The organism is Sphingomonas jaspsi DSM 18422, from assembly GCF_000585415.1.
GTDB lineage: Bacteria > Pseudomonadota > Alphaproteobacteria > Sphingomonadales > Sphingomonadaceae > Sphingomicrobium > Sphingomicrobium jaspsi.
The window spans coordinates 1,208,818-1,232,518 of the sequence record NZ_KK073876.1; the positions used below are offsets into that span (position 1 = coordinate 1,208,818).

Below are 23,701 nucleotides of genomic sequence, written 5' to 3' on the forward strand. Positions count from 1 at the left end.
TCCTGACGGGCGGTCCTTCTTTCGTGAAGGGCCGCCCATTTTTGTCGGCTTGTGCCGTTCCGCGGTTCGGCTAGGCTGAACCGATATGGGCGTGGGACATCATCAGCACGGGCATGATCACGCCCACGGCAGTCATGGGCATCACGGTCACGGTCATCACCATGCCCCGGCCGACTTCAGCCGCGCCTTCATGATCGGCATTGCGCTTAACCTCGGCTTCGTCGCGGTCGAGGCGGGGTACGGCTTTGCCGCCAATTCGATGGCGCTGCTGGCGGACGCCGGGCACAACCTCAGCGACGTGCTGGGGTTGGCGGTTGCCTGGGCCGGTGCCGCACTGGTCAAGCGCAGCCCAAGCCCGCGCTTCACCTACGGCCTCAAGAAAAGCTCGATCCTCGCCGCGCTTGTGAACGCGCTGCTGCTGCTGGTCGCGATCGGCGGTATCGGCGCGGAAGCGATCCGCCGCTTGGTCGAACCCGAAAGCTCGAACGGACAGACGGTGATGATCGTCGCGGCGGTGGGCATCCTGGTCAACGGCATCACCGCCTGGCTGTTCGCGCGCGGCGGCAAGGACGACATCAACATCCGCGGCGCCTATCTCCACATGATGGCCGATGCCGCCGTTTCGGTCGGGGTCGTCGTGGCGGGCGCGCTCATCCTGTGGACGGGCGCGAGGTGGATCGACCCGGTCACCAGCCTTATCGTCGCGGCGGTCATCCTGTGGGGAACGTGGGGCCTTCTGGTCGAAAGCACGTCGATGACGCTGGCGGGCACGCCGCGCGGGATCGATCCCGAACTGGTCGGGCGCGCGCTCGAAAAGCTGCCGGGGGTGACCGGCACCCATCACCTGCACATCTGGTCGCTGTCGACGACGGAAACCGCGATGACCGTCCACCTGCTGGTTGGGGACGAGGTCGATCGCGACGTCATCTTGCGACAAGCGAACGCCTATGTGCACCAGATGTTCGGCATCGACCATTCGACCATCCAGGTCGAACGGGCCTCGGACAGCGACGATTGCGCCGGCGGCCATCCGCACGCCCGCGACTGCGGGCACGGCTGATCAATAATCGAAGCTGAGCGTCAGCCGGACGTCGCGCCCGGCGGCGGGGGCATAATCCTTCAGCAGGCTGGTGGCGTGGCGGACGGTCACATCGAAGATATTGTTGGCCGCCAGCGACACGGTCAGGTCCGGGCGCCGGTCGAACGGCTTCCAGTCCAGGCTGGCGTTGACCAGCGTATAGGCCGGGGTTTCCAGCTCGTTGGTCGCGTTGCGATTTTGCTGCCAGGCATGTTCGACTTCCAGCCGACCGCCGACCGGTCCGGCCTTGCCGACCAGCGCGCCCTGCACGCGTAGCGGCGGGATCAGCGGCGCCGGGCCGAAGCCGCGGATCGTCGCAAAGGTCGCGTCGGCGGTGCCTTCGGCCTCCCATTCGATGCCGCCCGCGCTGCCCAGCGGGACATGCGCCTCGGCCTCGAACCCGCGGTAACGGGCGCGACCCTGGCGGGTTTCGTAGACCGGCAGATCGTCTTCGATCATGCCGGTCGGCGCCTGGTAGATGAAGCTGGCGTAGCGGCTGGCATAGAAGGTCACCGATCCGTCGAATGCGTCGCTGCTGTGCTTCAGCGTGGCTTCGACCCCGACGCTTCGTTCGGTCTTGAGGTTCGGGTCGCCGACTTCGAAGCTGGCGTTCCCGCCGTGCGGGCCGTTGGCGTAAAGCTCTTCCGCCGATGGCGCACGCTGGCTGCGGGTCAGGTTAAGCCCGAGGCTCCACGCGCGCGACAGGGTGTAGCGTCCGCCCGCCGACAGGCTGAGGGTCGAAAAGCTGCGGTTGAGGTTGGGATTGTCCGTCACGATATTGGCGTCGGCGGTCGCTTTCGAATGTTCGAACCTCGCGCCCGCTTCTACCCGCAGCGGGCCTTTTTCGATGTGCTGGACGGTGAACAGGCCGACGCTCTGCTGCTGCACCGGCGGAAGATATTGTTCGTCGCCGTCGATGTGCTGGCGAACATTGAAATATTGCACGCCAGACGCGCCGCCCCAGCCGTCGGCCGTGTCGCGCTGGTCGAGGTCGAGGCGTGCGTCGCCGCCCTTCGAATAGACCTGACTGCCGATATCGCCGTCGGCGCCGATTTCCGCGTGGCGATAGTTGGAATAGCCGCCGCGCAGGCGCACCTTCTTTAGGAAGCCGTCGAGCGGTATTTCGGCGCGCGCGTCATAGCGGGTCTGGTGGACGTCGATATGAGTGTCTTCCGCCTCGATCGCAGGATCGAGCGAGTAGCGCACCGGCACCCCGTAATTGGCGGTGCGGCGGCTGACCGATGCACCGATGTTGAGGTCGCCGTCGACATAGGCCAGCGCCCCAGCCGCCTCGAAGGTGCGGCCGTCGCTGTTGGGCAGCTTGCCCTTGAGGTCGGCCAGTGCCTGAATGTCGGGATCGCCGCTGGCCAGTGCGGCATCGCGCAGCGGCTTGGCCAGCACATGGCCGCCGATGCGCAGATCGTCGTTCCTGGTCCAGCTGACGTCGCCATGGGCGACGAGATGCGCGCCCAGTCCGACGTCGACCGCGCCGCTTGCAAGCCGTTCATTGGCCGCGGTTCCGTAGCCGAGCAGGCCCTTGGCCTTGACGCCGTCGTCGGGAACGGCGCGCGGAATGCGGCTGTCGATGACGTTCACCACCCCGCCGACTGCCGACGAGCCGAACACCAGTGATGCCGGGCCGTGCAGCACTTCGATCGATTGGGCGGTAAGGGGGTTGATCGCGACGGCATGGTCGCTGCTGGAAGCCGAGACGTCGAGACTGCCGATCCCGTCGACCAGTGTGCGGATCCGGTCGCCCGACAGGCCGCGCAGCACCGGCTTCGAAACGTTGGGACCGGACCCGGTCGTACTAACGCCCGGCTGGCTGGCGAGCGTCGCGCCGATGGTCGGTCGCACCGTCGCGAGCAGCTCTGCACCCGACAGGACCTTGACGTCGCCCAGCACGTCGTCGGTGCGACGGCGGTGGGCGGTGACGACGATGTCCTTGTTGTCGTCGGCCGGCACGCTTGCAGACGCATCGGCCGCGGTGGTGCCGGTCTCCGCCAGATCTTCGGCGAGGGCCTGCTTTGAAACCAGCGCCGCAGCGAGCGCAAACAAGCAAATCTTCGGGGTCATCATGCTTCCGCTATAAGGAGTCGACGCTCTCTAGGGCATGATGATACAACATCGCAATCGCTGCGCCGCACAATTGGTCGCGGCAGCCATGTCGTTTGTCGAAGAGGATTGCGGGTCCCGGAAACGAGTAAGGCCCGGTAACCGAAGTCACCGGGCCTCCATGGTTCGCGTCCGAAGATTTGAACCACGTAACTAAAACGACGCAGGCCCGTCATGGTTCCGCGCCTGTCAAAAAAATTTCCGAAAAAAATTCATGGCGCCCGGAATTCGACGTTAAGCCAAAGCGCGCGTGGCGCGCCGAGGTCGATCGAGCCTGCCTGGTTTCGGGTGACGGTGCGACGGTCGAAGGCATTTTCGAGCCGCAGCCTGACGGTTGTGATGCGGCCCAGCTGGCGGCTCGCCACCGCATCGACCGTGGTCGCAGCGGGCAGGCGGTCGAGGTTCAGATCGTCGTCGAATGCCGCGCCCTGATGACGCAGGGTGACCGCGATGCCGCTCCGCTCGTCTTTCCAGCGTAGCGTGGCCGACGCGGTAAAGGCAGGCACCTGCGCCGGGCGCAAGGGCCCGATCCGCGCGCGGAGCCAGCTCAGCGCCCCGTCGAATCCCCATGGTCCGCGCTCGACCGACAGGCCTGCTTCGATACCCTTGGTGGTCAGCGCGTCGACATTTTGGCGCTGGCGCAAGCTAGGGCTCAGGGTAACGTTGGCGATCGCGTCGTGGAGGCGGTTGGCAAACAGGCCGATGTCGGCCCGCACGCCGGGCAGCGGGTGCCAGCGCACCCCGGCTTCCGCGCCGACCACCCGTTCCGGCTTCAACGCGGGGTTGGCGAGTGTGGTGACGGGGAAGACGGTGAAACTGCGATACAGTTCGTTGAGCGTCGGCACGCGGATCCCGCTGCTCGCCGCTGCGTGCCAGTCGAGGGCCTTGCCGCTTTGGCCGATCGACACGCGGCCGGTCAGCGCCCTCCCGCTGCGCCGGTCGAAGGGGGTGGTGCTGAGCAATAGGCCCCCGCCGTCGCGCACGATGCTGCGGCCATCGCTGACGCTCCAGCGGGTGAGCCGCATCGACCCGCCAAGGTCCAGGCCCGCCATCTCGCCATTGGCTTCGGCAAAGGCGCCCAGTTCGGCGATCCGCCCGCCATTGGCGCGGATCGCTGTGACGGCGCCGGTGCTGGCGGACAGCGCCCGCTCATAGGCCGTACCGTCGGTCCAGCGCCCGTCCGCACCGACCGCCAGCCATTTGAATGGCCGCCACTCGGCCATCGCGCCCGCGCCGGTCGCCGGTGTCCGATACTGGTCGAGGACCGGCACGAAGCGCGTGGCGCTGACGACCACATTGGCGAAGTTGCGGCGCTGGCCGTAGACGGCAAGCGTCAGATCGCGGGCCGCGCTGACGTAGCGCAGGCTGGCGTCAATTCCTTCCGACAGGCTGTCCGCACCCTTGAACCGCAAGGTCCGTTCGTCGCGAAAGGCGGCGGCCCGGAATTGCAGTTCGCTGCCGTCCAGCGGCGCGACGAAGCGGCTTTCGACCGAACGCGCATTGAAGGCCGCGCGGGCGCTGGCGGCGACACGCTGGTCGGCCGGCGTCGTCCAGAAGCCGCGGCCCTTGTCCCAGCGCGCGTCGAGGGTGGCGACACTGTCGCCCAGTCGGCCGGTCGCGCCGCCGCCCAGTTGCATCGCATGGCCCGTCGAAACGGCGCCGCCCGCCCGCCAGTCGGGCCGGTCGGCCAGCGCCAGGCTGTCGATGTCGATCGTGCCCGCCACCGCCGAGCCGAACCGCCCGCCGCCCGCGCCCTTGACGATGCTGATGCGCCCGATGCGGTCCGGGTCGAGCGCCGACAAGGGCACGAAACCGAAGAAGGGATCGGCGATGGGGATGCCGTCGAGGAGGACCAGCGTCCGGCTGCTGGCGTTGCCGCCAAGCCCGCGCAGGGTCAGACCCTGCGCCGACGGGTTGGACGAGCGGCTGTCGCTGCGGCGGAAGCTCTGCAGGCCGGGAACGGTGGCGAGCGCGTCCTCGATCCGGCCCGACGCAGCGTCGTCGAGGGTCCGGCGCGCAATGACGACCGCGTCGCGCTCGTCCGCGCTCGGCCGCTGGCCGGTGACGACGATGACCGGCGGCTCGGCCGCGGTTGGCAGCATCAATCTTCGGGCGCGACCGTGACCGACAAGCCGTCGAGCGCGTCGCTGACCGGGATCTGGCACGACAGGCGGCTGTTGGCTTCGCGCGCGCCGCTCGAGTCGAGCAAATCGTCTTCGTCCTCGCTCATCGGCGGCAGCGCCGACAGCCAGTCTTCGTCGACATAGACATGGCAGGTGGCGCACGACAGGCAGCCCCCGCACAGTGCCAGCACTTCGTCGACGCCGTGGCTGCGGAGGTTTTCCATCAGCGACTGGCCGTTGGTGCCTTCGAACGATTTGGCATGGCCGTCGCGGGTGGTGACGTTAATGGTGGGCATGGGGGTGTCAGGCTTCCTGCTGCAATAGGGACTTCAACGGGGTGTCGGCATCGGCGAGGGCCGCCGGGTCGATCGTCGCGCCGGCCTCGACCAGTGCGCGGCCCTGCACATAATCCTTGACGCGATTGACGCAATCCAGCGCGATCACCGCGCCGTCGCGAAGATAGATGACCGAAAAGCTGCGCGTCGCCGGATCGCCGCGCAGCACGGTGGCGTCATGGCCGATCGACAGGCCTACGGTCTGCAGCTTCAGGTCATACTGGTTCGACCAGAACCAGGGTGTAGCGGCATAAGTCGCGTCCTGCCCGCAAAGCTGCTTCGCCACCGTCGTCGCCATGTCGTTGGCGTTCTGGACCGATTCGATCCGCACCGGCAGGCCCGCGGCGAAGCGGCTGCGATGCAGCGCGCAGTCGCCGATCGCGAAGATGTCGGGCAGGGTGGTGCGACAGCGATCGTCTATCGTGACGCCATTGCCGCCATCGGCGCCTGCCTCGAGTAGCGGCAGGATGGCGGGGACGATGCCGATGCCGACGATGACGACATCGGCGGGGATGACGCTGCCGTCGCCCAGCCGGACGCCTTCGACCTTCGTTTCGCCCTCGATCGCTTCGACCGTCACGCCGGTGCGCAGATCCACCCCATGGGCACGATGTTCGGCCTCGTAGAAGCTGCTGAGATGTTCGCCCGCGACCCGCGCCAGCACGCGCGGCAGGGCTTCCAGCAGGGTGACGGGATGGCCGAGCTTAGTCAGCACCGCCGCCGCTTCCAGCCCGATATAGCCGCCGCCGACGATCGCCACCCGCGCGCCGTCGCCAAGGTCGGCCGTCAACGCGTCGACGTCGGCGCGGGTGCGGATCGAATGGACTTGGGGAAGGTCGCTGCCCTTGCAGCCCAATTGCCGGGCATGGCCGCCTGCGGCCCAGACCAGCTTGCCAAAGATGAGCGCTTCGCCGGTGTCGGCGTGGGCGACGTGCGCCTCCGCATCGACCGCGACGATCTTGCGCCCGGGGAGCAGGTCGATCTGCTTTTCCGCCCAGAATGCGGCGGGGCGGATGGCAAGGCTGTCGGCTTCCTTTGTGCCGGCCAGATAATCCTTCGACAGCGGCGGTCGTTCATAGGGCAAGTCGCGCTCTTCGCCGGCCAGCGCGATGCTGCCTGCATAGCCCTGCTGGCGCAGCGCGATCGCGCATTGCGCCCCGGCATGGCCGCTGCCGACGATGAGAACGTCGTGGTTCACAGCGCCTCGATGATCGTCGCGTTGGCGATGCCACCGCCTTCGCACATGGTCTGGAGCCCGAACCGCTTGCCGCGCGCCCGCAGCGCATGGACCAGCGTCGCCATCAGCTTGGTCCCGCTGGCGCCGAGCGGATGGCCGAGCGCGATCGCGCCGCCATTGACGTTGAGCTTGTCCGGATCGGCGCCGAGGTCGTGTAGCCACGCCATCGGCACGGGCGCGAAGGCTTCGTTGACTTCGAACAGGTCGATGTCGCCAAGGGCCCGGCCGCTGCGATCGAGCACACGGCGGGTGGCGGGAATCGGCTCCATCAGCATGATCACCGGGTCGCCCGCGGTCACCGCAAGCGCGTCGATCCGCGCGAGCGGGGTGAGGCCATGCTCTTTCAGCGCGCGTTCCGATACAACCAGCACGCCCGACGACCCGTCGCAGACCTGGCTGGCATTGCCCGCCGTGATCGCGCCGTCTGGCACCAGCGTCTTCAGCGAGCCCAGCCCCTCCAGCGACGCGTCGCGGCGGATGCCTTCGTCATGCGCGTGGCGGATCGCATTGCCTTCCTTGTCGACGCCGTCGACGACGACGATTTCGCGATCGAAAGCGCCCGCGTCGGTGGCAGCGACGGCCTTGCGGTGGCTGTCGAGCGCGAATTGGTCGAGCTGGCCACGCTGGAAATCATAGTTGCTCGCGATCATTTCCGCGCCGGTGAATTGGCTGAACTGGTCGACGCCGTAGCGGTCCTTGATCGACTGCGGCCAAGGACCGATCCCTACGCCGGCCTGCGCGGCGAGGATGGTCGGGGTGCCCATCGGCACGCGGGTCATGCTTTCGACGCCGCAGGCGATGACCACATCCTGCGTCCCGCTCATCACCGCCTGCGCCGCGAAGTGCAGCGCCTGCTGGCTCGACCCGCACTGGCGGTCGATGCTGACCGCCGGGACGCTGTCGGGCAGGTTGGACGCCAGCACGATATTGCGGCCGATGTGGAAGCTTTGTTCGCCGACCTGGCTGACGCAGCCGGCGATGACGTCCTCGACGGCCGCGGGATCGATGCCGCTCCGCTCGACCAGCGCGTTGAGCACCGCCGCGCCAAGGTCGGCCGGATGCCAGTCGCGCAGCGCACCGCCGCGGCGTCCGCCGGCGGTCCGCAAGGCTTCGACGATATAGGCTTGGGCCATGGTCAATCTCTCCGTGTGATCAATTCGTAGCGAGGCTGCTGGGTCCGCCAAGGACCAAAGTCGCCTGGCTCGATAGGGTCCCGCCATTGCCATGGGCAAGGGCAAGTTCGGCGCCTTCGATGGAATTGGCGGCGGTGCCGCGCAGCTGGCGCACCGCCTCGACGATCGCGAACAGCCCGTACATGCCGGGGTGGCAGCAGCTCAGGCCCCCGCCGTTGGTATTGACCGGCAGCGCGCCGCCGGGCGCGATGGCGCCGCTGGCGACGAACGGACCGCCGTCGCCCTTGGCGCAAAAGCCGAGGTCTTCGAGGAACAGGATCGTGTTGATGGTGAAGGCGTCGTAGAGCTGGACGACGTCGATTTCGCCCGCGACGACGCCTGCCATTTCCATTGCGCGCGGACCGCTTTCCGCGGCGGCGGTGCGGGTGAGGTCGGGCATGCAGCTGATCGCGTGATGATGCGTCGCCGCCGCCGCGCCGAGCAGCGCGACGGGCTGCGCTTTGAGGTCGCGGGCGCGGCCGGCGCGGGTCATGACGATCGCCGCCGCGCCGTCGGTGACGAGGCAGCAGTCGGCCTTGCTGAGCGGCGTCGAAATCATCCGCGAGGCCAGGCAATCGTCGATGCTCAGCGGCCCGCGCTCCACAGCCTCGTCATTGGTCGCCGCCCACTGCCGCGCCGCTACCGCCACGGCGGCGAGTTGTTCCCGCGTGGTGCCGAACTCATGCATGTGCCGCGCGGCGGCCAGCGCATAGCCGGTGAGCGGAAAGATCGGCTTGTAAGGCTCTTCGTAGGGCGAGGGCCGGGCAGGGGTCGACAGCTTGCCCCCGCCGCTTTTCTGGTTCGACCCATAAGTGAGCAGCGCGACGTCGATCAGGCGGGCGTCGAGCATCGCGGCCGCAGTCATCGCATGGCTCATCGGGGCTGACCCGCCGGTGCGGTTGCAGTCGGTGAAGGCGGGCTGGATGCCATAATGTTCGGCCAGGCTCAGCCCGGCGAACATGTCGTCGGGCAGGCAGCAGAACAGCGCGTCGACGTCGGACAGCGCGAGGCCGGCGTCGTCGAGCGCGCGCTTGCCCGCCGTCGCCGCCAGCTCGATCGAGCTCCAGCCCGGCATCGCGCCGATGCCGAAGGTCGCCGCGCCGACGATGGCATTCGCGCCCGGCCGCCAGCTCATCCGTTGACCCCGCAGGCGTGCCGCCATAGCCTTGGCGCATGGACGGCCCCGAACAGCAATGGCGCGACGCGCTCGCCGAAGGACGGTTCCTGCTGCCGCGCGACAAGCAAAGCGGTGCCTGTTTTTTCCCGCCGCGCGTCGTCGCACCGGGCAGCGGCAACGACTGGGAATGGGTCGCGGCCAGCGGCAATGGCAGCGTCCATTCGATCAGCGTCGTCCATCCGCGTCCGCCCGAAGCGCCCTATGCCGTCGTTCTGGTCGACCTCGACGAAGGCCCGCGCCTGATGAGCCAGGTCGACGGCATCGACCCTGACGCCATCGCCATCGGCATGAAGGTCGTGGCGCGCATCGACCATGATGGCGGCGAGCCGGTCCTGCGCTTCGATCCCGCCTGACGTCACTTCAGCGCTCCCGCAGCCCTGAGCGCAGCGGCGTCCAGTCCATATTCCGCCAGCACCGCGTCTCCGTCCGCGCCCAGCGGCGGTCCCGGATCGCCCACCGCGCCCGGCGTTTCGGAAAAGCGGGTCGGGATTCCCGGGAAGCGCATCCGGTGCCCGTATTCCTCCCGCTCGACCCAGAAGCCCGCTTCCTCAAGATGCGGATCGTGGAGCAGGCCGGTCGGGGTCAGGATCGGCATCGCCGGCACTTCGATCTGGCGGAACAGGTCCATCCATTCGTCGGTCGTGCGATCGATCAACAGGTCCGACAGCCGCCCCAGCACCGTCCCGATATTCTTCGTCCGCTCGGTGATCGACGCGAACATCGGGTCCTTCGACCAGTTGGGATTGCCGATCGCGTCGAAAAAGGCCTGCCAGTGCCGATCGGTGTAGATCATCAGCGCGATATGGCCGTCGCGGGTCCGATAGGGTCGGCGTTCGGGCGCGACCACGCGGGGGTAAGCGGCCGGCCCCATCGGCGGATCGTAGAGCGAACCGTTGAGATGCTCGGCATACATGAAGCTGACCAATGTCTCGAACATCGGCACTTCGATTTCCTGGCCCTTGCCGCTGCGTTCGCGCTCGAACAGCGCGGCGATGATGGCGTAGGCGCCGGTCAGGCCCGCGACCTTGTCGGCGACGACGGTGGCCAGATAGGCGGGCTCGCCGCCGTTCAGATGCTTCTGGAGGTCGGTCAGTCCCGACGCCGCCTGGACGATATCGTCATAGGCCGGATAGTCGCGATACCGCCCTTTCTCGCCGAAGCCGTAGAGGTTGGCGTAGATAATGCGCGGGTTGCGCGCCCGCACCGCGTCGCCGCCGAGGCCGAGCCGCTTGATCGCCGCCCCGCGCATCGAATGGATGAAGACGTCGGCCTGTTCGACCATCGTCATCAGCGCCTCGACCGCCTCGGGTTTCTTGAGGTTGAGCGCGATGCTCCGCTTGCCGCGGTTCAGATTGACGAACATCGCCCCGCGCAGGGGTTCGGTCGCGGGCGGCAGGTGGCGGGTGGTATCGCCGGTCGGCCCTTCGACCTTGATCACGTCCGCGCCCAGGTCGGCGAAGATCTGCGTGGCGTACGGCCCCATCAGCACGCTGGTGAGGTCGAGCACCTTGATGCCCCTGAGCGGTCCTTGTCCGCGACCCCCGCTCATGCCGCGGCCCTTGCCAGCGGCATTCGGCGCGATACCCTCGCGCGTGTAGGCAGGTACAGGATCGCACCATGCAGGCGCACCTCATTGCGGCGGGCAAATATCACGACATCGACTTCGCGCGGCTGGAGCTGCTCAAGCTCCTCGCCGAGGTACCCGAAATCCGCACCAGCGTCGGCTGCAGCTATGCCGATAGCGACCGCATCGCGGCCTGCGATATCCTCGTCACCTACACGTGCGACCTGGTTCCGACCGATGCCGAGCTGCCGGCGCTCAAGGCGTTCCTCGACAAGGGCGGACGCTGGATCGCGCTGCACGGCACCAATTCGATCATCCGCTTCGCCGCCGACGGCAAGGCGACCACGCCCAACGAAGCGCCAGCGTTCATGGAGATGCTCGGCACCCGCTTCCTTGGCCACCCGCCGATCGAGCCTTTCCCGGTGCGCATCGTTCGCCACGACCATCCGGTGACGCAGGGGCTGCGCGATTTCAGTGTCGAGGACGAGCTGTACGTCAGCGAACGCACCGCCGACATCGACGTGCTGATGGCCGCAAGTTTCGAAGGCGAATGCCCCGACTTCGCCGACGCGCTGGCCGCCGATCCCGACGTGCCGATCCTCTACGAACGGACGGTCGGGCAGGGGGCGATCCTCTATTGCACGCTCGGCCATTGCCGCGGTCATTACGACCTTCGTCCGCTCGCCCGTTTCTGGCCCCATCCGCAGCGCTGCGCATGGAATTACCCGGTGTTCACCGAGATCCTGCGCCGCGCCATCGGCTGGGCCATGCATCGTCCCGCCTAGCCCTTCTTTTTCTTGGGACGGAGCGCGAGGATCTGCGCTTCCAGATTGTCGAGCACCGGGTCGATCATCGCTTCGTCGCAGCCGTGGATCAGGCGGTTGATCGCCATGCCCTCGACCGTGTTCTGGGTGAGTGCGAGAGCGAGGTCGAAGCTCTTGCGGTCCTGCTGCCATTCGGGGAACAGCTGGATCGCAAGTTCATACCAGCGCTGGCGGAACTGCTCCTGCGCGGGCTCGAGGATCCTGGCCAAGTCCTTGTCGGTGCGCGAGGCGATCGCCAGCTCGACGAAGGCGGTAAAGGTCTGGCTGAGCAGCTGCTTCCAATAGGTATGGACCAGCGTGTGGACGTCGGGCGCGGGATTATCGACCGCGCGGCGGAAGGCGCGCAGGCGGCGCTCCATCAATTCGCCGATCGTCGCTTGCATCAGCGCGCCGCCATTTTCGAAATGATGCAGCATCGCGCCGCGCGACATGCCGGCTTCCGCCGCGACCTTCAGCGTCGTGGTGCTGCTGTAGCCATATTTGATCAGGCAGCGGATCGTCGCCTCGATCAGCCGGGCGCGGGTCTGGGCGCTTTTCAGCGCCTGCTGGGTGGGCTCGGCGACCGCCCTTGCGGCGGGGGCCTTGCGAGCGGCGGTGCGCGCCATCTTCAACCTTCCGATGCGAAATTAAAAACAAACATGATTGTTTTTGCTTTGACAAGTCAAGCCGGGTTCGGGCCATAAGCGGTTTGACGGAAAGAACAAGCAGGAGTGGCAGTCATGGGCCGGGTCGATGGCAAGGTGGCGTTGGTGACGGGCGGCGCGTCGGGGCTGGGCAAGGCGGATTGCCGCCGGTTGGCCGAAGAGGGCGCGAAGATCGTCGTCGCCGACATCGATGTGGCGGGGGCGCAAGCGCTGGCCGCCGAACTGGGCGATAAGGCGATTGCGGTGAAGCTCGACGTTTCCTCGCCGGACGACTGGCAGGCCGCGATTGCCAAAACCGCAGAGGCGTTCGGCGGGCTCAACATCCTCGTCAACAATGCCGGCATCGTGGTCGTCGCCGACCCGGAGGAAACGACCATCGAACAGTTCCGCAAAGTCCAGGCGGTGATGAGCGAGGGCGTGTTTTTGGGCGTCAAATATGCCCTGCCGCTAATGGCCAAATCGGGTGCGGGGTCGATCATCAACATGAGCTCGACCGCCAGCCACCTGGGTTATCCGCCCTTCTTCGCTTACTCGGCGGCCAAGGGTGCGGTGCGCTCGATGACCAAGTCGATCGCCATGCACTGCCAGCAGAAGGGTTATCCGATCCGCTGCAATTCGGTGCATCCGGCCTCGATCGAAACGCCGATGATCCAGGGCGCGATGGGCCGGCCGGGCGAGGAGCATGAGGTGCCGGACGGCGTGCTGCCGGCCGGATCGATCGGCGCGCCGAAGGATGTCGCCAACCTTATCCTCTACCTCGCGTCCGACGAATCGCGCTTCGTCACCGGCGCCGAAATCCTGATCGACAACGGCCTGACCATCACCCCGGCGGGCTGAAGAAAAAAACAAGCAGGACTGTTTTTTTCTTGAACCGCGACGAAGGGTGAAGCAAGGGTGAGGGGATGAGCGAGAAGCGCACCGCCGTCGTCCTTGGCGCGTCCAGTCCGGGTGGACTGGGCGAGGCCGTCGCGCGGCGGCTGGCCGGTGACGGTTACCGCGTCGCGGTGGCCGGGCGGCGGATCGAGCCACTGCAGAAACTCGCGGCCAACATCGGCGGAACTGCGCACGCCTGCGACGTCACCGACGAAGCTTCGATCGAGGCGCTGGCAGCGGCGGTCGGGCCGGTCCATGCCGCGGTCAATGCCGCGGGCACGACCGACGTCGGCGGCATCGCCCGGATCAAGCGCGAGCGGATCGAGGCACAATTCGCGATCCACGTCACCGGCAACCTGCTTTTCATGAAGCATTTCGTGGCGCAGATGGGCGCAGGCTCGAGCTTCACGCTGTTTTCCTCGCTGACTGCGCGCGTGCCGGGTACGGGGCTGGCCGCCTATGCCGGGGCCAAGGCCGCGCTCGACCATATCGTACGTATCGCGGCGCTCGAATTCGGGCCGCGCGGGATCCGCGTCAACGCGGTCGCGCCGGGCTTTTCGCGCACGCCGATGACCGAGGCATTTTTGTCGGACGATCGGATCGCCGCTATCTACCGGAATGAAACCGCACTGGGCGGGCTGGTGACGCCGGAGCAGGTCGCCTCGACGGTCAGCTGGCTGGCATCGGACGATTGCTTCGCGACCGGGGAAATCGTCCATGTGTCGGGCGGCGCGCAATTGCTGCGACTGCCGACCGGCGCGGAACTGAAGGGCTAGGAGAGAGCGATGGATCTGGGGCTTCAGGGCAAGAAGGCGATCGTGGTCGGCGGCGCGCGCGGCATCGGCTATGCCATCGCCGAGGTGCTGGCGCGCGAAGGCTGCGACCTCGCCATCAGCGCGCGCAGCGCCGACGCGGTCAAGGACGCGGTCGCCAGCCTGAAACGCTACGACACCAAGGTCGTCGGCGGCGCGGTCGATGTGAAGAAGCCCGACGCGTACAAGAAATGGGTCGAAAAAGCGGTCGATCAGCTGGAAGGCTGCGACATCCTCATTCCCATCACCTCCGCCGGCGGCGGGCTGGGCAGCGAGAAATATTGGGAAAAGGCATTCGAAGTCGACGTGATGGGCCCGGTGCGCGCGGTCGACGCGGTCCTGCCGCACATGGTCAAGCGCCAGTCGGGTTCGATCGTCCTCATCGCCACCACCTCGGCAGGCGAAGCGATGGGCGGGCCACAGCCGTACAATGCGATGAAGGCCAGCCTCATCACCTGGGGCAAGCAGCTGGCGCTCGCCAACGGCAAGGACGGCGTGCGCGTCAACGTCGTGTCCCCCGGCCCGATCGAATTCGAAGGCGGCAACTGGGAAATGATCAAGGACACGATGACGAAATTCTACGACGCGACGCTGCGCCAGCAGCCGCAGGGCCGCTTCGGCAAGCCCGAGGAAATCGCCCGCTGCGTCGCCTTCATCGCCTCGCCCGCGGCGAGCTGGGTCAACGGGTCGCACCTGATCGTCGACGGCGGCTTCACCAACCGGACGCATTTCTGAGGCGCGATAGGTGGACATCAAGCGCCAGGTCAGGATCGAGAGGGTCAGTCCCAAGGCGGCCGGCAACGGCACGCCGGTCGACAAGGCGCCCGATCCCGGCCTCGGCTACGACCTCATTCCCGCCGAACGTTACACCAGCCGCGATTACATGCAGCAGGAATGGCAGCATGTTTGGTCGAAGGTCTGGCTGTTGGGCGGGCGGAGCGACGACATACCGGAAACCGGCGATTACATCTGCACCGATATCGGCAAGGAGAGCGTGCTGATCGTCCGTCAGCCCGACGGGTCGGTGAAGGCGTTCCACAACGTCTGCCTGCACCGCGGCAACCGGCTGCGGCCCGAAGGCATCGGCAAGGGCGCGGAAAATTTCCGCTGCATGTACCACCATTGGGCCTACGATCTCGAGGGCAAGATCGAGCATATCCCCGACCTGTCGAGCTTCCCCCAAGGCTGCCCGCCGGGCGCGCGGATCCAGCCGCTGCCTGCGGGCGAATGGGGCAGCTTCGTCTGGTTCTCGCTCAATCCGGATGTCGAGCCGCTGCAGGATTATCTCGACCCGCTGCCGCGCCACCTCGACCCCTATCATTTCGAGCGGATGCGCTGGGTGCGCGACATCACGGTCGAATGGAATTGCAACTGGAAGGCCAGCGTCGACGCCTTCAACGAAAGCTATCACGTCCAGGGCATCCATCCGCAGCTGATGTGGTACCTCGACGACGTCAACCTGCAGATCGACTGCTACGACCGGCACAACCGCTACCTCATCCCTTTCGGGACGATCAGCCCGCGAAAGGCGCTGCCCAGCCAGATCCCGCCGCCGATCATGTACATGATGGAAAAGGCCGGCATGGACCCCGCCGACTGGGAAGGCCCGATGACCGGCATCCGCAAGGCGATCCAGAAACAGATGCGGAAAGGCGCGAAGAAGAAGGGCCGCGACTATTCGGAGCTGAACGACGACCAGCTGACCGACGATTATCACTATATGATCTTCCCCAACGTGACGCTGAACACGCACGCGGACGATTTGATGCTGTTCCGCCAACGGCCGCACCCCGACGATCCTGACAAGATGTTTTACGACATATGGATGTTCGAGCTGCCCGATGCCGAAAAGGACGATCCGGAGCGCGAGCATCGCCGTCCCAAGCACCAGTTCTTCAAGCATGGCGACAAGTCGATCGGCCTCGTCCTCGACCAGGACGCGTTCAACCTGCCCAACGTCCAGAAGGGCATGCATTCGAGCGGCTTTCCCGGCCTGTGGCTGGGCGACCAGGAATTGCGCATCCGCCACTTTCACAAGGTCATTGACGATTATTTTGCGAAAGGGGGAGCGGCATGAGCCAGCTCGGCCGTGAGGCGCTGCTCGACGCGTACGAAAAGATGGCGACCATCCGCGCCTTCGAGGAGCGGCTGCACGAGGAGATAAAGACCGGCGAAATCCCGGGCTTCACCCATCTTTATTGCGGGCAGGAGGCGGCCGCGGTCGGCGTCTGCGCGCATCTCGACGATGACGACTATATCGTCTCGACGCACCGCGGCCACGGCCATTGCATCGCCAAGGGATGCGACGTCGTCGGCATGATGAAGGAAATTTACGGCCGCGCCGATGGCCTGTGCAAAGGCAAGGGCGGGTCGATGCACATCGCCGACGTGTCGGTCGGCATGCTGGGCGCCAACGGCATCGTCGGGGCGGGCGCGCCGCTCGCGGTGGGCGCGGCGATCAGCGCCAAGATTGACGGCCGTGGCAAGGTGTCGGTTGCCTTCTCCGGCGACGGCGCCTGCAACCAGGGCACGACGTTCGAAGCGATGAACATGGCGGTGGTGACCAGGGCGCCCGCCATCTTCGTGTTCGAGAACAACCATTATTCCGAGCATACCGGGGTCGATTATGCGGTCGGGACCGCGGGCGATATCGCCAGCCGCGCCGAGGCGTTCGGGATGAAGGTCTGGCGTGCCGACGGCTGCGACTTCTTCGCCACCTATGACGCGATGCGCGACCTGCTCGACCATGTCCGCGGCGGCGGCGGACCGGCCGCGATCGAACTCGATACCGAACGGTTCTACGGCCATTTCGAAGGCGACCCGCAGCGCTATCGCGGCAAGGGCGAACTCGACCGTATCCGCGAACAGCGCGATTGCCTCAAAGCCTTCCGCAAGACGGCGGGCGAGCGGGGCCTGCTCGACGCTGCCGACCTCGACGCGATCGACGCGAAGGTTGCTGCGCTCATCGACCGCGCCGTCACCGAAGCCCGCGCCGCGCCGCCTCCCAACCCCGACGACGTCCATGCCGACGTCTATGTGAGTTACTGACATGGCGGTGATGACCATCCGCGACGCGATCAACGCGACCCTCCATCAGGAGATGGAGCGCGACGATAGCATCATCGTGCTGGGCGAGGATGTCGTCGGCGGCATGGGTACCGCGGGCGGGCCGGAAGCCATCGGCGGCATCTGGGGCGCGACCGGCGGGCTCTACGCCAAGTTCGGCGCCGACCGCGTCATCGACACGCCGATTTCCGAAAGCGCCATCGTTGGCGCGGCGGCGGGCGCGGCGCTGGCCGGCAAGCGCCCGGTGGCCGAGCTGATGTTCGCCGATTTCGTCGGCGTTAGCCTCGACCAGCTGTGGAACCAGATGGCCAAGTTCCGATACATGTTCGGTGGCAAGACGCGCTGCCCGGCGGTCATCCGCCTGATCTACGGCGCGGGCATGAACACGGCGGCGCAGCACAGCCAGTCGGTCTATGCGATGATGACGTCGATCCCCGGCCTCAAGATCGCGCTGCCCGCGACGCCCGCCGACGCCAAGGGCCTGCTGACCGAGGCGCTACGCGGCGACGACCCGGTGCTATTCTTCGAACATAAGGCGCTGTTCGGCGCCAAGGGCGAAGTGCCCGACGGCGAATATCGCGTGCCTTTCGGCCATGCCCGCATGGTGCGCGAGGGCGGGGACGTGACCATCGTCGCCTGCGGGCGGATGGTGAACTTCGCGCAGAAGGCGGCGGACAAGCTGGCGGAGGACGGCATCGGCTGCGACCTCATCGACCTCCGCTCGACCAGCCCGATGGACGAGGAAGCGATCCTCGACAGCGTCGAGGAAACCGGGCGGCTGGTCGTGGTCGACGAAAGCCCGCCGCGCTGCAGCCTTGCCGCCGACATCGCCGCGCTGGCCAGTTTGAAGGCCTTCACCGCGCTCAAGGCACCGCCGCAGATGGTGACCGGCCTGCACACCCCGATCCCGTTCGCGCGCGAATTGGAACGGGCGTGGCTGCCTTCGCCCGCGAAAATCGAGGAGGCGGTGCGCACCACGCTCGCCTTCCGGAGCTAGGCCGCATGGCGCTCAAGGCCTTCACCATGCCCAAATGGGGCATCGAAATGTCCGAAGGCATGATCGGCGAATGGATGGTCGCCGAAGGGGAGGCGTTCGCCAAGGGCGATGTGCTGGCGCTCATTGAAACCGACAAGATCACGAACGAGGTGGAGGCGGAGGCCGACGGCCGCTTCCTGCGCATCGTCGCGGCAGCGGGCGAGACCCATCCGGTCGGCGCATTGCTGGCGGTGCTCGGCGAGCCGGGCGACGAGGCCGGACTCGACGCCTTCGTCGGCTCCTTCAAGGCCGCCGACACCCGATTCTCCACGGACGACGACGATGCACCCGCACCGGCGCCCGCACCTGAGCCCGCGCCAGCGCCGGCATACGTCATTGCCGACACCGTCGCCATCAGCCCCGCCGCCCGCGCCCGCGCCAAGGAAGCGCGGCTCGACTTGTCGAGCCTAAGCGGCAGCGGTCGCGGCGGGCGGATCATGCTGATCGACGTCGACCAGGCGCTCCGCCCCGAAGCGCGGCCGAACCTGAAAGGACCCTATCCCGACACCGGCGGCATGGCCTTCGCCTCGCCGATGGCGCGGCGGCTGGCGGCGCGGCATGGGGTGGCGCTGGAAGGGTTGAAGGGCAGCGGTCCTCGCGGCCGCATCTGCAAGGCCGACGTGCTCGCCGCGGCGGGCGTGTCCGCGACCCCACCGTCAGGCGAGGTCGAGATCGTCGCCATGACCCCGATGCGCAAGGCGATCGCGCGGCGGCTGACCGAGGCCAAGCAGAATATCCCGCATTTCTACCTGCGCCGCCGCGTCCGCGCCGACCGGCTGATGGCCGCGCGCGAAAAGGCGGGCAAGGTCGCGAGCGTCAACGACTATCTCGTCCGAGCCGTCGCGCTTGCGCTGCGCGAAGTGCCGGCGGTCAATATCCAGGTGCATGGCACCGATATCCACCGCCTGCCCACCGCCGACATCGCCGTCGCGGTGGCGACCGACAAAGGACTGCTTACCCCGGTCCTGCGCGCGGCAGAACGCTTGTCGCTGACCGAGATCGCCGCCGCCACTGCCGACCTCGCGGCGCGGGCGCGGGCGTCGAAATTGCGCCAGGAGGAAATCGACGGCGGCAGCTTTTCGCTGTCCAACCTCGGTCCCTATGGAGTCGAGCAATTCGATGCGATCATCAACCCGCCGCAGGGCGCGATCCTGGCGGTCGGTGCGGCGCGGCCCGAACCGATCGACGAGGATGGTGCGATCCGCATCGTGCCGGTGCTGCACCTCTCGCTGAGCTGCGACCATCGCGCGATCGACGGCGCCGACGGCGCGCGCTTCCTGGCCGCTCTTGCGCGGCTGATCGAACAACCGGAGGCGCTATGATCCTGCCCGGCGCGAAGATCATCCAGATCGCCTGGGTGGTCGACCATCTCGAGACCGCGGCGGAGAAGATATCGCGCTCGATGCAGTGTGGTCCGTTCCTGATGTTGCGCCACATCCAGCTCGACGATCCGCACCATCGCGGGCGGCCGCAGCGGACCGACTTCAGCCTGTGCCTCGCGCAGGCCGGCGACGTGCAGATGGAGTTGGTCGAACAGCATGACGACACGCCGTCCGTCTATCGCGATGCCTTTCCCGACGGCCCGCCGGGCGGCATGGCCTTCCACCACGTCGCGGTGATCGTGCCCGACGTGTTCGCCGAAACGCAGCGCTACAACGACCTCGGCTTCCAGACCGCGTCGAGCGGTCGCTTCGGCAGCATCGATTTCACCTATGTCGACACGCGCACCGCGGGCGGCTTCATGGTCGAGGTGCTGCCCGACGTGCCCGAAATGCACGCCTTCTTCGGCAAGGTCCGCCGCGCGGCGGACGAATGGGACGGCAAGGCGCCCTGGCGCGAATTCGCCTAGCTAAGCGAGCGGTAGAAGCCCAGTTCCATATCGCTCGCCAGGCAGTCGAGGATCGGCGGCACCAGCCGGTCGTGGAAGTCGATCCCCATATGATGGTCGAACGCCGCCTGGTCCTTGAACGTCGCGACGCAATAGAAGGTGTCGGGGTCGTCTTCCGACTGTAGCAGCTCATAGACCTGCGCGTCGGGCTCATGCTGGAACACCAGCCCCTTCAGCTCGGTCTGCAGCGCGATGAATTCGTCGCGGCGATCGGGCTTCACGACCAGCTTGGCGATAAACGACTTGGCACTCATGCATCGGCTCCCTGGGCGAGTTCGGCGGCGAGGTCGTCGCGCAGCTTGAACTTCTGGATCTTGCTGGTCGACATCGGCCATTCGCGGACGAAGCGGACGTGGCGCGGCATCTTGAAGCGGGCGAGTTGGCCGTCGCAATGGGCGATCAGCTCGGCCTCGGTCGCGCTGGCGCCCGCGTTCAGCTCGACGAAGGCGGCGGGGACCTCGACATAGCGGGGGTGGGGGATGCCGACGACCTGCGCCAGCTTCACCGCCGGGTGGGTTTGCAGCACCGCTTCAATTTCCGCCGCCGCGACATTTTCGCCGCCTACCTTCAGCATGTCCTTGGTGCGGCCGTGAAACATGATGTGGCCATGCTCATTGATCGACCCGATGTCGCCGGTATGCAGCCAGCCATCGCGGATGCTTTCGGCGGTCTTTTCCGGCGCGTTGTAATAGCCGGCCAGCATGTTCGGCCCGCGCGCGACGATTTCGCCCTGCTCGCCGGTCGCCTTTTCCTCGCCGGTTTCTGGGTCGACGATCTTCACTTCCCAATCCTTCAGCGGCACGCCGAGGCGGTAGACGCGCTGGTCGTAGGGGTCTTCGGGCCGGCTGGTGCAGATCGTGCCGCTGCCTTCGGTTAGGCCGTAGGTGCCGACCTGGATGGTATGCGGCATGGCAGCGGTCATCTTGTCGCGAATCCAGTCCGGCTGCACCGCGAAATTGCTGTTCATCAGCCGGACGCTGCTGAGGTCGGTGGTCGCGAAGCGCGGATGTTCGATCAGGTCCTGCATGATGGTGACGAAGCAGGGGAAGGCGTGGGTCGCCTTCTCGCGCTCCAGCATCTCCAGCGCCACGCCCGCATCGAACGCGGGAATGGTGAGGTAGCTGCCGCCGCGATCGATGACCGCGACCATCGGCAGGATGCCGGCAATGTGGAAGATCGGCAGCGGCGACCAGAAACGGTCGCCCTGTTCCATGCGGTAGCGGTCGGCGAGGTTGCGGCTGTTGCCGACGATGCCGCGGTGGCGGATCAGGCAGCCCTTGGGATTGGCGGTGGTGCCCGAGGTGTAGAGGATGAGGCCGGTCGATTGCGGATCGGTGGCGTCGATGCGCCGGTCGATCTCCGCTTCCTCGACCGCGTCGCCCGCGGCCAGCGCCTTGTCGCGCGGTAAGAGGCCCTCGCTGCACGGCTCGTCGATGCAGATGACCTGCCGCAGCTTCGGGGCCTCGGGCAGGGACAGGGAACGGGCATCGCCGGCGGCTGCGAGAGAGGGGAGTGCGCTGTGCAGCCGCGCGGCGAAATCGAGGTTGTCGGCGACCTTGCCGGTGGTGATCAGCGCGACGAGGTCGGCGTCCTTGACGAGGTAGGCGAGCTCGCCCGGCTGGTAGCGCGCGTTGACCGGCACCGCGACCGCGCCGGCCATGGCGATGCCGAACAGCAGCTCGACGAATTCGGGGCGGGTGGTCAGCAGGATGCCGACATGTTCACCCGGCCGGACGCCCAGCCCGACCAGCGCCTTCGCCCAGCTCCGCGCCGCGGCGTTGAGCTGATTGTGGGACTGGCGACGTTCGGGAAAGACCAGTGCGTCGCCGTCGCCCGCCGCGGCGGCGCTGTCGCGCAGCAAGGCGCCGAGGGTCAAAGAGGTGCCGGTCATCAGCCCTTCACGTCGTACAGCATTTCGCGGACGTAGCCGCCGTCGATGATCTCGATCATCCGCGCGATGATGCCTTGCGTCGCGGGATTGGCCTGGTGCGCCTTGTCCGCCGCTTCGTCGGTAAAGCTTTCGTACACCGCGTAGCCCCCGTCCTGGTCGAGTCGGTAGAATTTATAGGCCAGCGTATCGGCCTCGGCCGCGGCATGCGCTTCCATCTGGTCGATCAAGGCGACGAATTCGTCGTCATGTTCGGTCTTGATCCGGAAACGCGACAGGAAGCTGTAGGCCATTACTTCTCTCCGGAAAGGTAGCGGTCGAGTTCGGTATGGAAGTGGCGCAGCCGCCCTTCCTGGTAGCTCCAGAGCGGGCCCTTGAAGCCGCGCGACTTGGCGCCCTGTTGGACGATCGGCAGCAGTTCGCTGTCCTGGTCGAGCACTTCGCCAAGTTCGGGCGGCACGCCCAGCGGCACGCGGGCGATGTCGGGGCGGATCATGCCGGTCGTATCGACCTCGTCGCCAAGACCCATCCACGCGGGTGCCTTGTATCCAGGCGCGTCGACGTGGCGGAACAGGATGAGGTTATCGTAGGTGAACTGTTCCGGGTCGGTCGGGTGCGGCAGGAAGCGGTGGATGAACAGCGCCTCCGGGTGGCAGCCGATCTGCACGTTGGGGAAGATGCCGTAGATCGTGCTGTCGCTCAGCTGCGTGTCCGAGAATTTGTCATAGTCGAGGCCGTATTTGGCGGCCCGTTCCCGCTTCGCGGCCTGGATTGCGGCGCGGCTGTCCTGCGCGGTGCCTTCGAAGCTTTCGGGATCGATCCCCGCGTCGGCCAGCATCATCTGGATGCCCGGGTTGACCGTTTGCTGGTCGGGGTAACGCGGGCTCGGCTGGGCGAAGGGCACGAACTGGCGGCTCATGCCGTTGGGGTAGAGGTCGATCTGGGTGCGGTCGTCCATCACGCATTGCGTTTGCGGGTGCACCGAATGGAGGTGGTAGAGCTCGTAAAAGGCGTCGACCCCGCCCTTCCAGTTGGCGCCCCAGTCGGACTGTTTGTGGTGGATGACGTTCATCGACGCCGGATCGTAGAGCGCGAGGTGGTCGGCGACCGGGCCCAGCCATTCGCGCACCGGCAGCAAATCGTCGCGCATGGTGATGAACACCAGCCCCGCGACCGTTTCGCAGCGGACCGACGTCAGGTCGGTGCCGTGGCACAGCACGGCCGGTTCGAACGTTTCGGCATCGGTGACGCGGGTGTTCTGGCCGTCGAGGTCGAACTGCCAGCTGTGGAACGGGCAGGTGAAGCCGTCGAGCGAGCCGAAATCGCTGAGCACCAGCCGGCTGCCGCGGTGCGGACAGACGTTGTAGTGCGCCTTGATCGTGCCGTCCTCGGCGCGGACGACGATGAAGCTTTCGTGGCCGATGTCGAAGCGCACGAAATCGCCGGTCTCGCGCAGGTCGGCCTCGACCGCGGCGAGCAGCCAGGTGCGGGTCCACACCCGGTCCCATTCGGCCGCCATGATGTCCTTGTCGTAATAGCGTTTGGGATCGGGCCGCGCGGTGCCGTTGTCGATCTCCGGCGCGCGATCGTTGAAGGGGTGGGGCGCACCGATGTGGATGTCCCAGCCGCGAAAACCCACGGTCATATCGACTCTCTCCGATCCTTCTAATTGCGACTTATAAAAAACAATCATGACTGTTTTTCAATAGGCTATGGGACACGCCACCGTAAGGGCGCGACGAACGGTGTTGCACCGCTACCCGACCATGACAGAAAAAAACAAACATGATTGATTGTTTATCGGACATGTGCCAGCTTCGTCCCGACCTCGATCGACGAGGGTCTTTCGGACGCCGCGCATAAGATGCG

The 23,701-nt window shown here is 66.6% G+C and carries 23 protein-coding genes; 11 read left to right on the forward strand and 12 right to left on the reverse strand.

Features of this window, described 5'->3' with window-relative positions:
- Positions 1–85: 85 nt before the first annotated feature.
- On the forward strand, positions 86–1,060 hold the full coding sequence (locus tag G570_RS06215; RefSeq protein WP_051504093.1) for a cation diffusion facilitator family transporter: 975 nt from the start codon (positions 86–88) through the stop codon (positions 1,058–1,060).
- On the opposite strand, the gene G570_RS06220 is transcribed toward G570_RS06215, so the two are convergent.
- The 6 genes from G570_RS06220 to G570_RS06245 form a co-directional block, all read right to left on the reverse strand.
- Positions 1,061–3,154 (reverse strand): TonB-dependent receptor, encoded by a 2,094-nt coding sequence (locus G570_RS06220; RefSeq protein ID WP_037503927.1) that lies wholly within the window; start codon positions 3,152–3,154, stop codon positions 1,061–1,063. It abuts the gene before it with no gap.
- A gap of 251 nt (positions 3,155–3,405) precedes the next feature.
- On the reverse strand, positions 3,406–5,295 hold the full coding sequence (locus tag G570_RS06225) for a TonB-dependent receptor (protein ID WP_051504094.1): 1,890 nt from the start codon (positions 5,293–5,295) through the stop codon (positions 3,406–3,408).
- Positions 5,295–5,612 carry a 2Fe-2S iron-sulfur cluster-binding protein gene (locus tag G570_RS06230; RefSeq protein ID WP_037500228.1) on the reverse strand — a complete coding sequence of 106 codons (318 nt, stop codon included), beginning with the start codon at positions 5,610–5,612 and terminating at the stop codon, positions 5,295–5,297. Before G570_RS06230 ends, G570_RS06225 begins: the two co-directional genes overlap by 1 nt.
- 7 nt (positions 5,613–5,619) lie before the next feature.
- Positions 5,620–6,849, reverse strand: a complete 1,230-nt coding sequence (locus G570_RS06235; RefSeq protein WP_037500231.1) for an NAD(P)/FAD-dependent oxidoreductase — start codon at positions 6,847–6,849, stop codon at positions 5,620–5,622.
- Positions 6,846–8,021, reverse strand: a complete 1,176-nt coding sequence (locus G570_RS06240; protein ID WP_037500234.1) for an acetyl-CoA C-acetyltransferase — start codon at positions 8,019–8,021, stop codon at positions 6,846–6,848. The genes G570_RS06235 and G570_RS06240 overlap by 4 nt, the downstream gene beginning before the upstream one ends.
- A gap of 19 nt (positions 8,022–8,040) precedes the next feature.
- Positions 8,041–9,195, reverse strand: coding sequence for an acetyl-CoA acetyltransferase (locus G570_RS06245; RefSeq protein ID WP_037503929.1), 1,155 nt, complete (start codon positions 9,193–9,195; stop codon positions 8,041–8,043).
- A 38-nt stretch (positions 9,196–9,233) separates the two neighbouring features.
- Between G570_RS06245 and G570_RS06250 the strand changes: the two genes are divergently transcribed.
- Positions 9,234–9,590: a Zn-ribbon domain-containing OB-fold protein gene (locus G570_RS06250; protein WP_037500237.1), complete on the forward strand. Its 357-nt coding sequence runs from the start codon at positions 9,234–9,236 to the stop codon at positions 9,588–9,590.
- 2 nt (positions 9,591–9,592) lie between these two features.
- Here G570_RS06250 and G570_RS06255 read toward each other — a convergent pair whose 3' ends face one another.
- Positions 9,593–10,786 carry a CaiB/BaiF CoA transferase family protein gene (locus G570_RS06255; RefSeq protein WP_037500240.1) on the reverse strand — a complete coding sequence of 398 codons (1,194 nt, stop codon included), beginning with the start codon at positions 10,784–10,786 and terminating at the stop codon, positions 9,593–9,595.
- A 68-nt stretch (positions 10,787–10,854) separates the two neighbouring features.
- Here G570_RS06255 and G570_RS06260 point away from each other — a divergent pair, with 68 nt between their 5' ends.
- Entirely contained in the window at positions 10,855–11,586 is a 732-nt protein-coding gene (locus G570_RS06260) for a ThuA domain-containing protein (protein ID WP_037500242.1), read from the forward strand.
- Here G570_RS06260 and G570_RS06265 read toward each other — a convergent pair.
- Positions 11,583–12,230, reverse strand: a complete 648-nt coding sequence (locus tag G570_RS06265) for a TetR/AcrR family transcriptional regulator (RefSeq protein ID WP_037500245.1) — start codon at positions 12,228–12,230, stop codon at positions 11,583–11,585. The two genes, G570_RS06260 and G570_RS06265, sit on opposite strands and share 4 nt — an antisense overlap.
- A gap of 114 nt (positions 12,231–12,344) precedes the next feature.
- Here G570_RS06265 and G570_RS06270 point away from each other — a divergent pair, with 114 nt between their 5' ends.
- The 8 genes from G570_RS06270 to G570_RS06305 all read left to right on the forward strand — a co-directional run bounded on the left by G570_RS06270 (position 12,345) and on the right by G570_RS06305 (position 19,905).
- Positions 12,345–13,106 (forward strand): glucose 1-dehydrogenase, encoded by a 762-nt coding sequence (locus G570_RS06270; protein ID WP_037500247.1) that lies wholly within the window; start codon positions 12,345–12,347, stop codon positions 13,104–13,106.
- Between the two features lie 65 nt (positions 13,107–13,171).
- A complete protein-coding gene (locus G570_RS06275) occupies positions 13,172–13,918 on the forward strand; it encodes an SDR family NAD(P)-dependent oxidoreductase (protein WP_037500250.1) in 747 nt (248 codons plus the stop codon).
- A 9-nt stretch (positions 13,919–13,927) separates the two neighbouring features.
- Positions 13,928–14,689: an SDR family NAD(P)-dependent oxidoreductase gene (locus G570_RS06280; protein WP_037500253.1), complete on the forward strand. Its 762-nt coding sequence runs from the start codon at positions 13,928–13,930 to the stop codon at positions 14,687–14,689.
- Positions 14,690–14,699: 10 nt separating this feature from the next.
- Complete coding sequence (locus G570_RS06285; protein WP_037500256.1) at positions 14,700–16,031, forward strand: aromatic ring-hydroxylating oxygenase subunit alpha; 1,332 nt, start codon at positions 14,700–14,702, stop codon at positions 16,029–16,031.
- Positions 16,028–17,002, forward strand: a complete 975-nt coding sequence (locus G570_RS06290) for a thiamine pyrophosphate-dependent dehydrogenase E1 component subunit alpha (protein WP_037500259.1) — start codon at positions 16,028–16,030, stop codon at positions 17,000–17,002. Before G570_RS06285 ends, G570_RS06290 begins: the two co-directional genes overlap by 4 nt.
- 1 nt (position 17,003) lies before the next feature.
- Positions 17,004–18,017 carry an alpha-ketoacid dehydrogenase subunit beta gene (locus tag G570_RS06295; RefSeq protein ID WP_037500261.1) on the forward strand — a complete coding sequence of 338 codons (1,014 nt, stop codon included), beginning with the start codon at positions 17,004–17,006 and terminating at the stop codon, positions 18,015–18,017.
- A 5-nt stretch (positions 18,018–18,022) separates the two neighbouring features.
- Positions 18,023–19,378 carry a dihydrolipoamide acetyltransferase family protein gene (locus tag G570_RS06300; RefSeq protein WP_037500263.1) on the forward strand — a complete coding sequence of 452 codons (1,356 nt, stop codon included), beginning with the start codon at positions 18,023–18,025 and terminating at the stop codon, positions 19,376–19,378.
- Positions 19,375–19,905: a VOC family protein gene (locus G570_RS06305; RefSeq protein ID WP_037500266.1), complete on the forward strand. Its 531-nt coding sequence runs from the start codon at positions 19,375–19,377 to the stop codon at positions 19,903–19,905. The genes G570_RS06300 and G570_RS06305 overlap by 4 nt, the downstream gene beginning before the upstream one ends.
- Here G570_RS06305 and G570_RS06310 read toward each other — a convergent pair.
- The 4 genes from G570_RS06310 to G570_RS06325 are packed head-to-tail and all read right to left on the reverse strand — an operon-like array spanning position 19,902 to position 23,477.
- Positions 19,902–20,198 carry a putative quinol monooxygenase gene (locus G570_RS06310; RefSeq protein ID WP_037500267.1) on the reverse strand — a complete coding sequence of 99 codons (297 nt, stop codon included), beginning with the start codon at positions 20,196–20,198 and terminating at the stop codon, positions 19,902–19,904. The two genes, G570_RS06305 and G570_RS06310, sit on opposite strands and share 4 nt — an antisense overlap.
- Positions 20,195–21,835, reverse strand: a complete 1,641-nt coding sequence (locus G570_RS06315; RefSeq protein WP_037500271.1) for a class I adenylate-forming enzyme family protein — start codon at positions 21,833–21,835, stop codon at positions 20,195–20,197. The genes G570_RS06310 and G570_RS06315 overlap by 4 nt, the downstream gene beginning before the upstream one ends.
- The gene (locus tag G570_RS06320; protein ID WP_037500273.1) at positions 21,835–22,125 is read right to left on the reverse strand and encodes a putative quinol monooxygenase; all 291 of its coding nucleotides are present in this window, start codon (positions 22,123–22,125) and stop codon (positions 21,835–21,837) included. Before G570_RS06320 ends, G570_RS06315 begins: the two co-directional genes overlap by 1 nt.
- A complete protein-coding gene (locus G570_RS06325; protein ID WP_037500277.1) occupies positions 22,125–23,477 on the reverse strand; it encodes an aromatic ring-hydroxylating oxygenase subunit alpha in 1,353 nt (450 codons plus the stop codon). Before G570_RS06325 ends, G570_RS06320 begins: the two co-directional genes overlap by 1 nt.
- Positions 23,478–23,701: the final 224 nt, after the last annotated feature.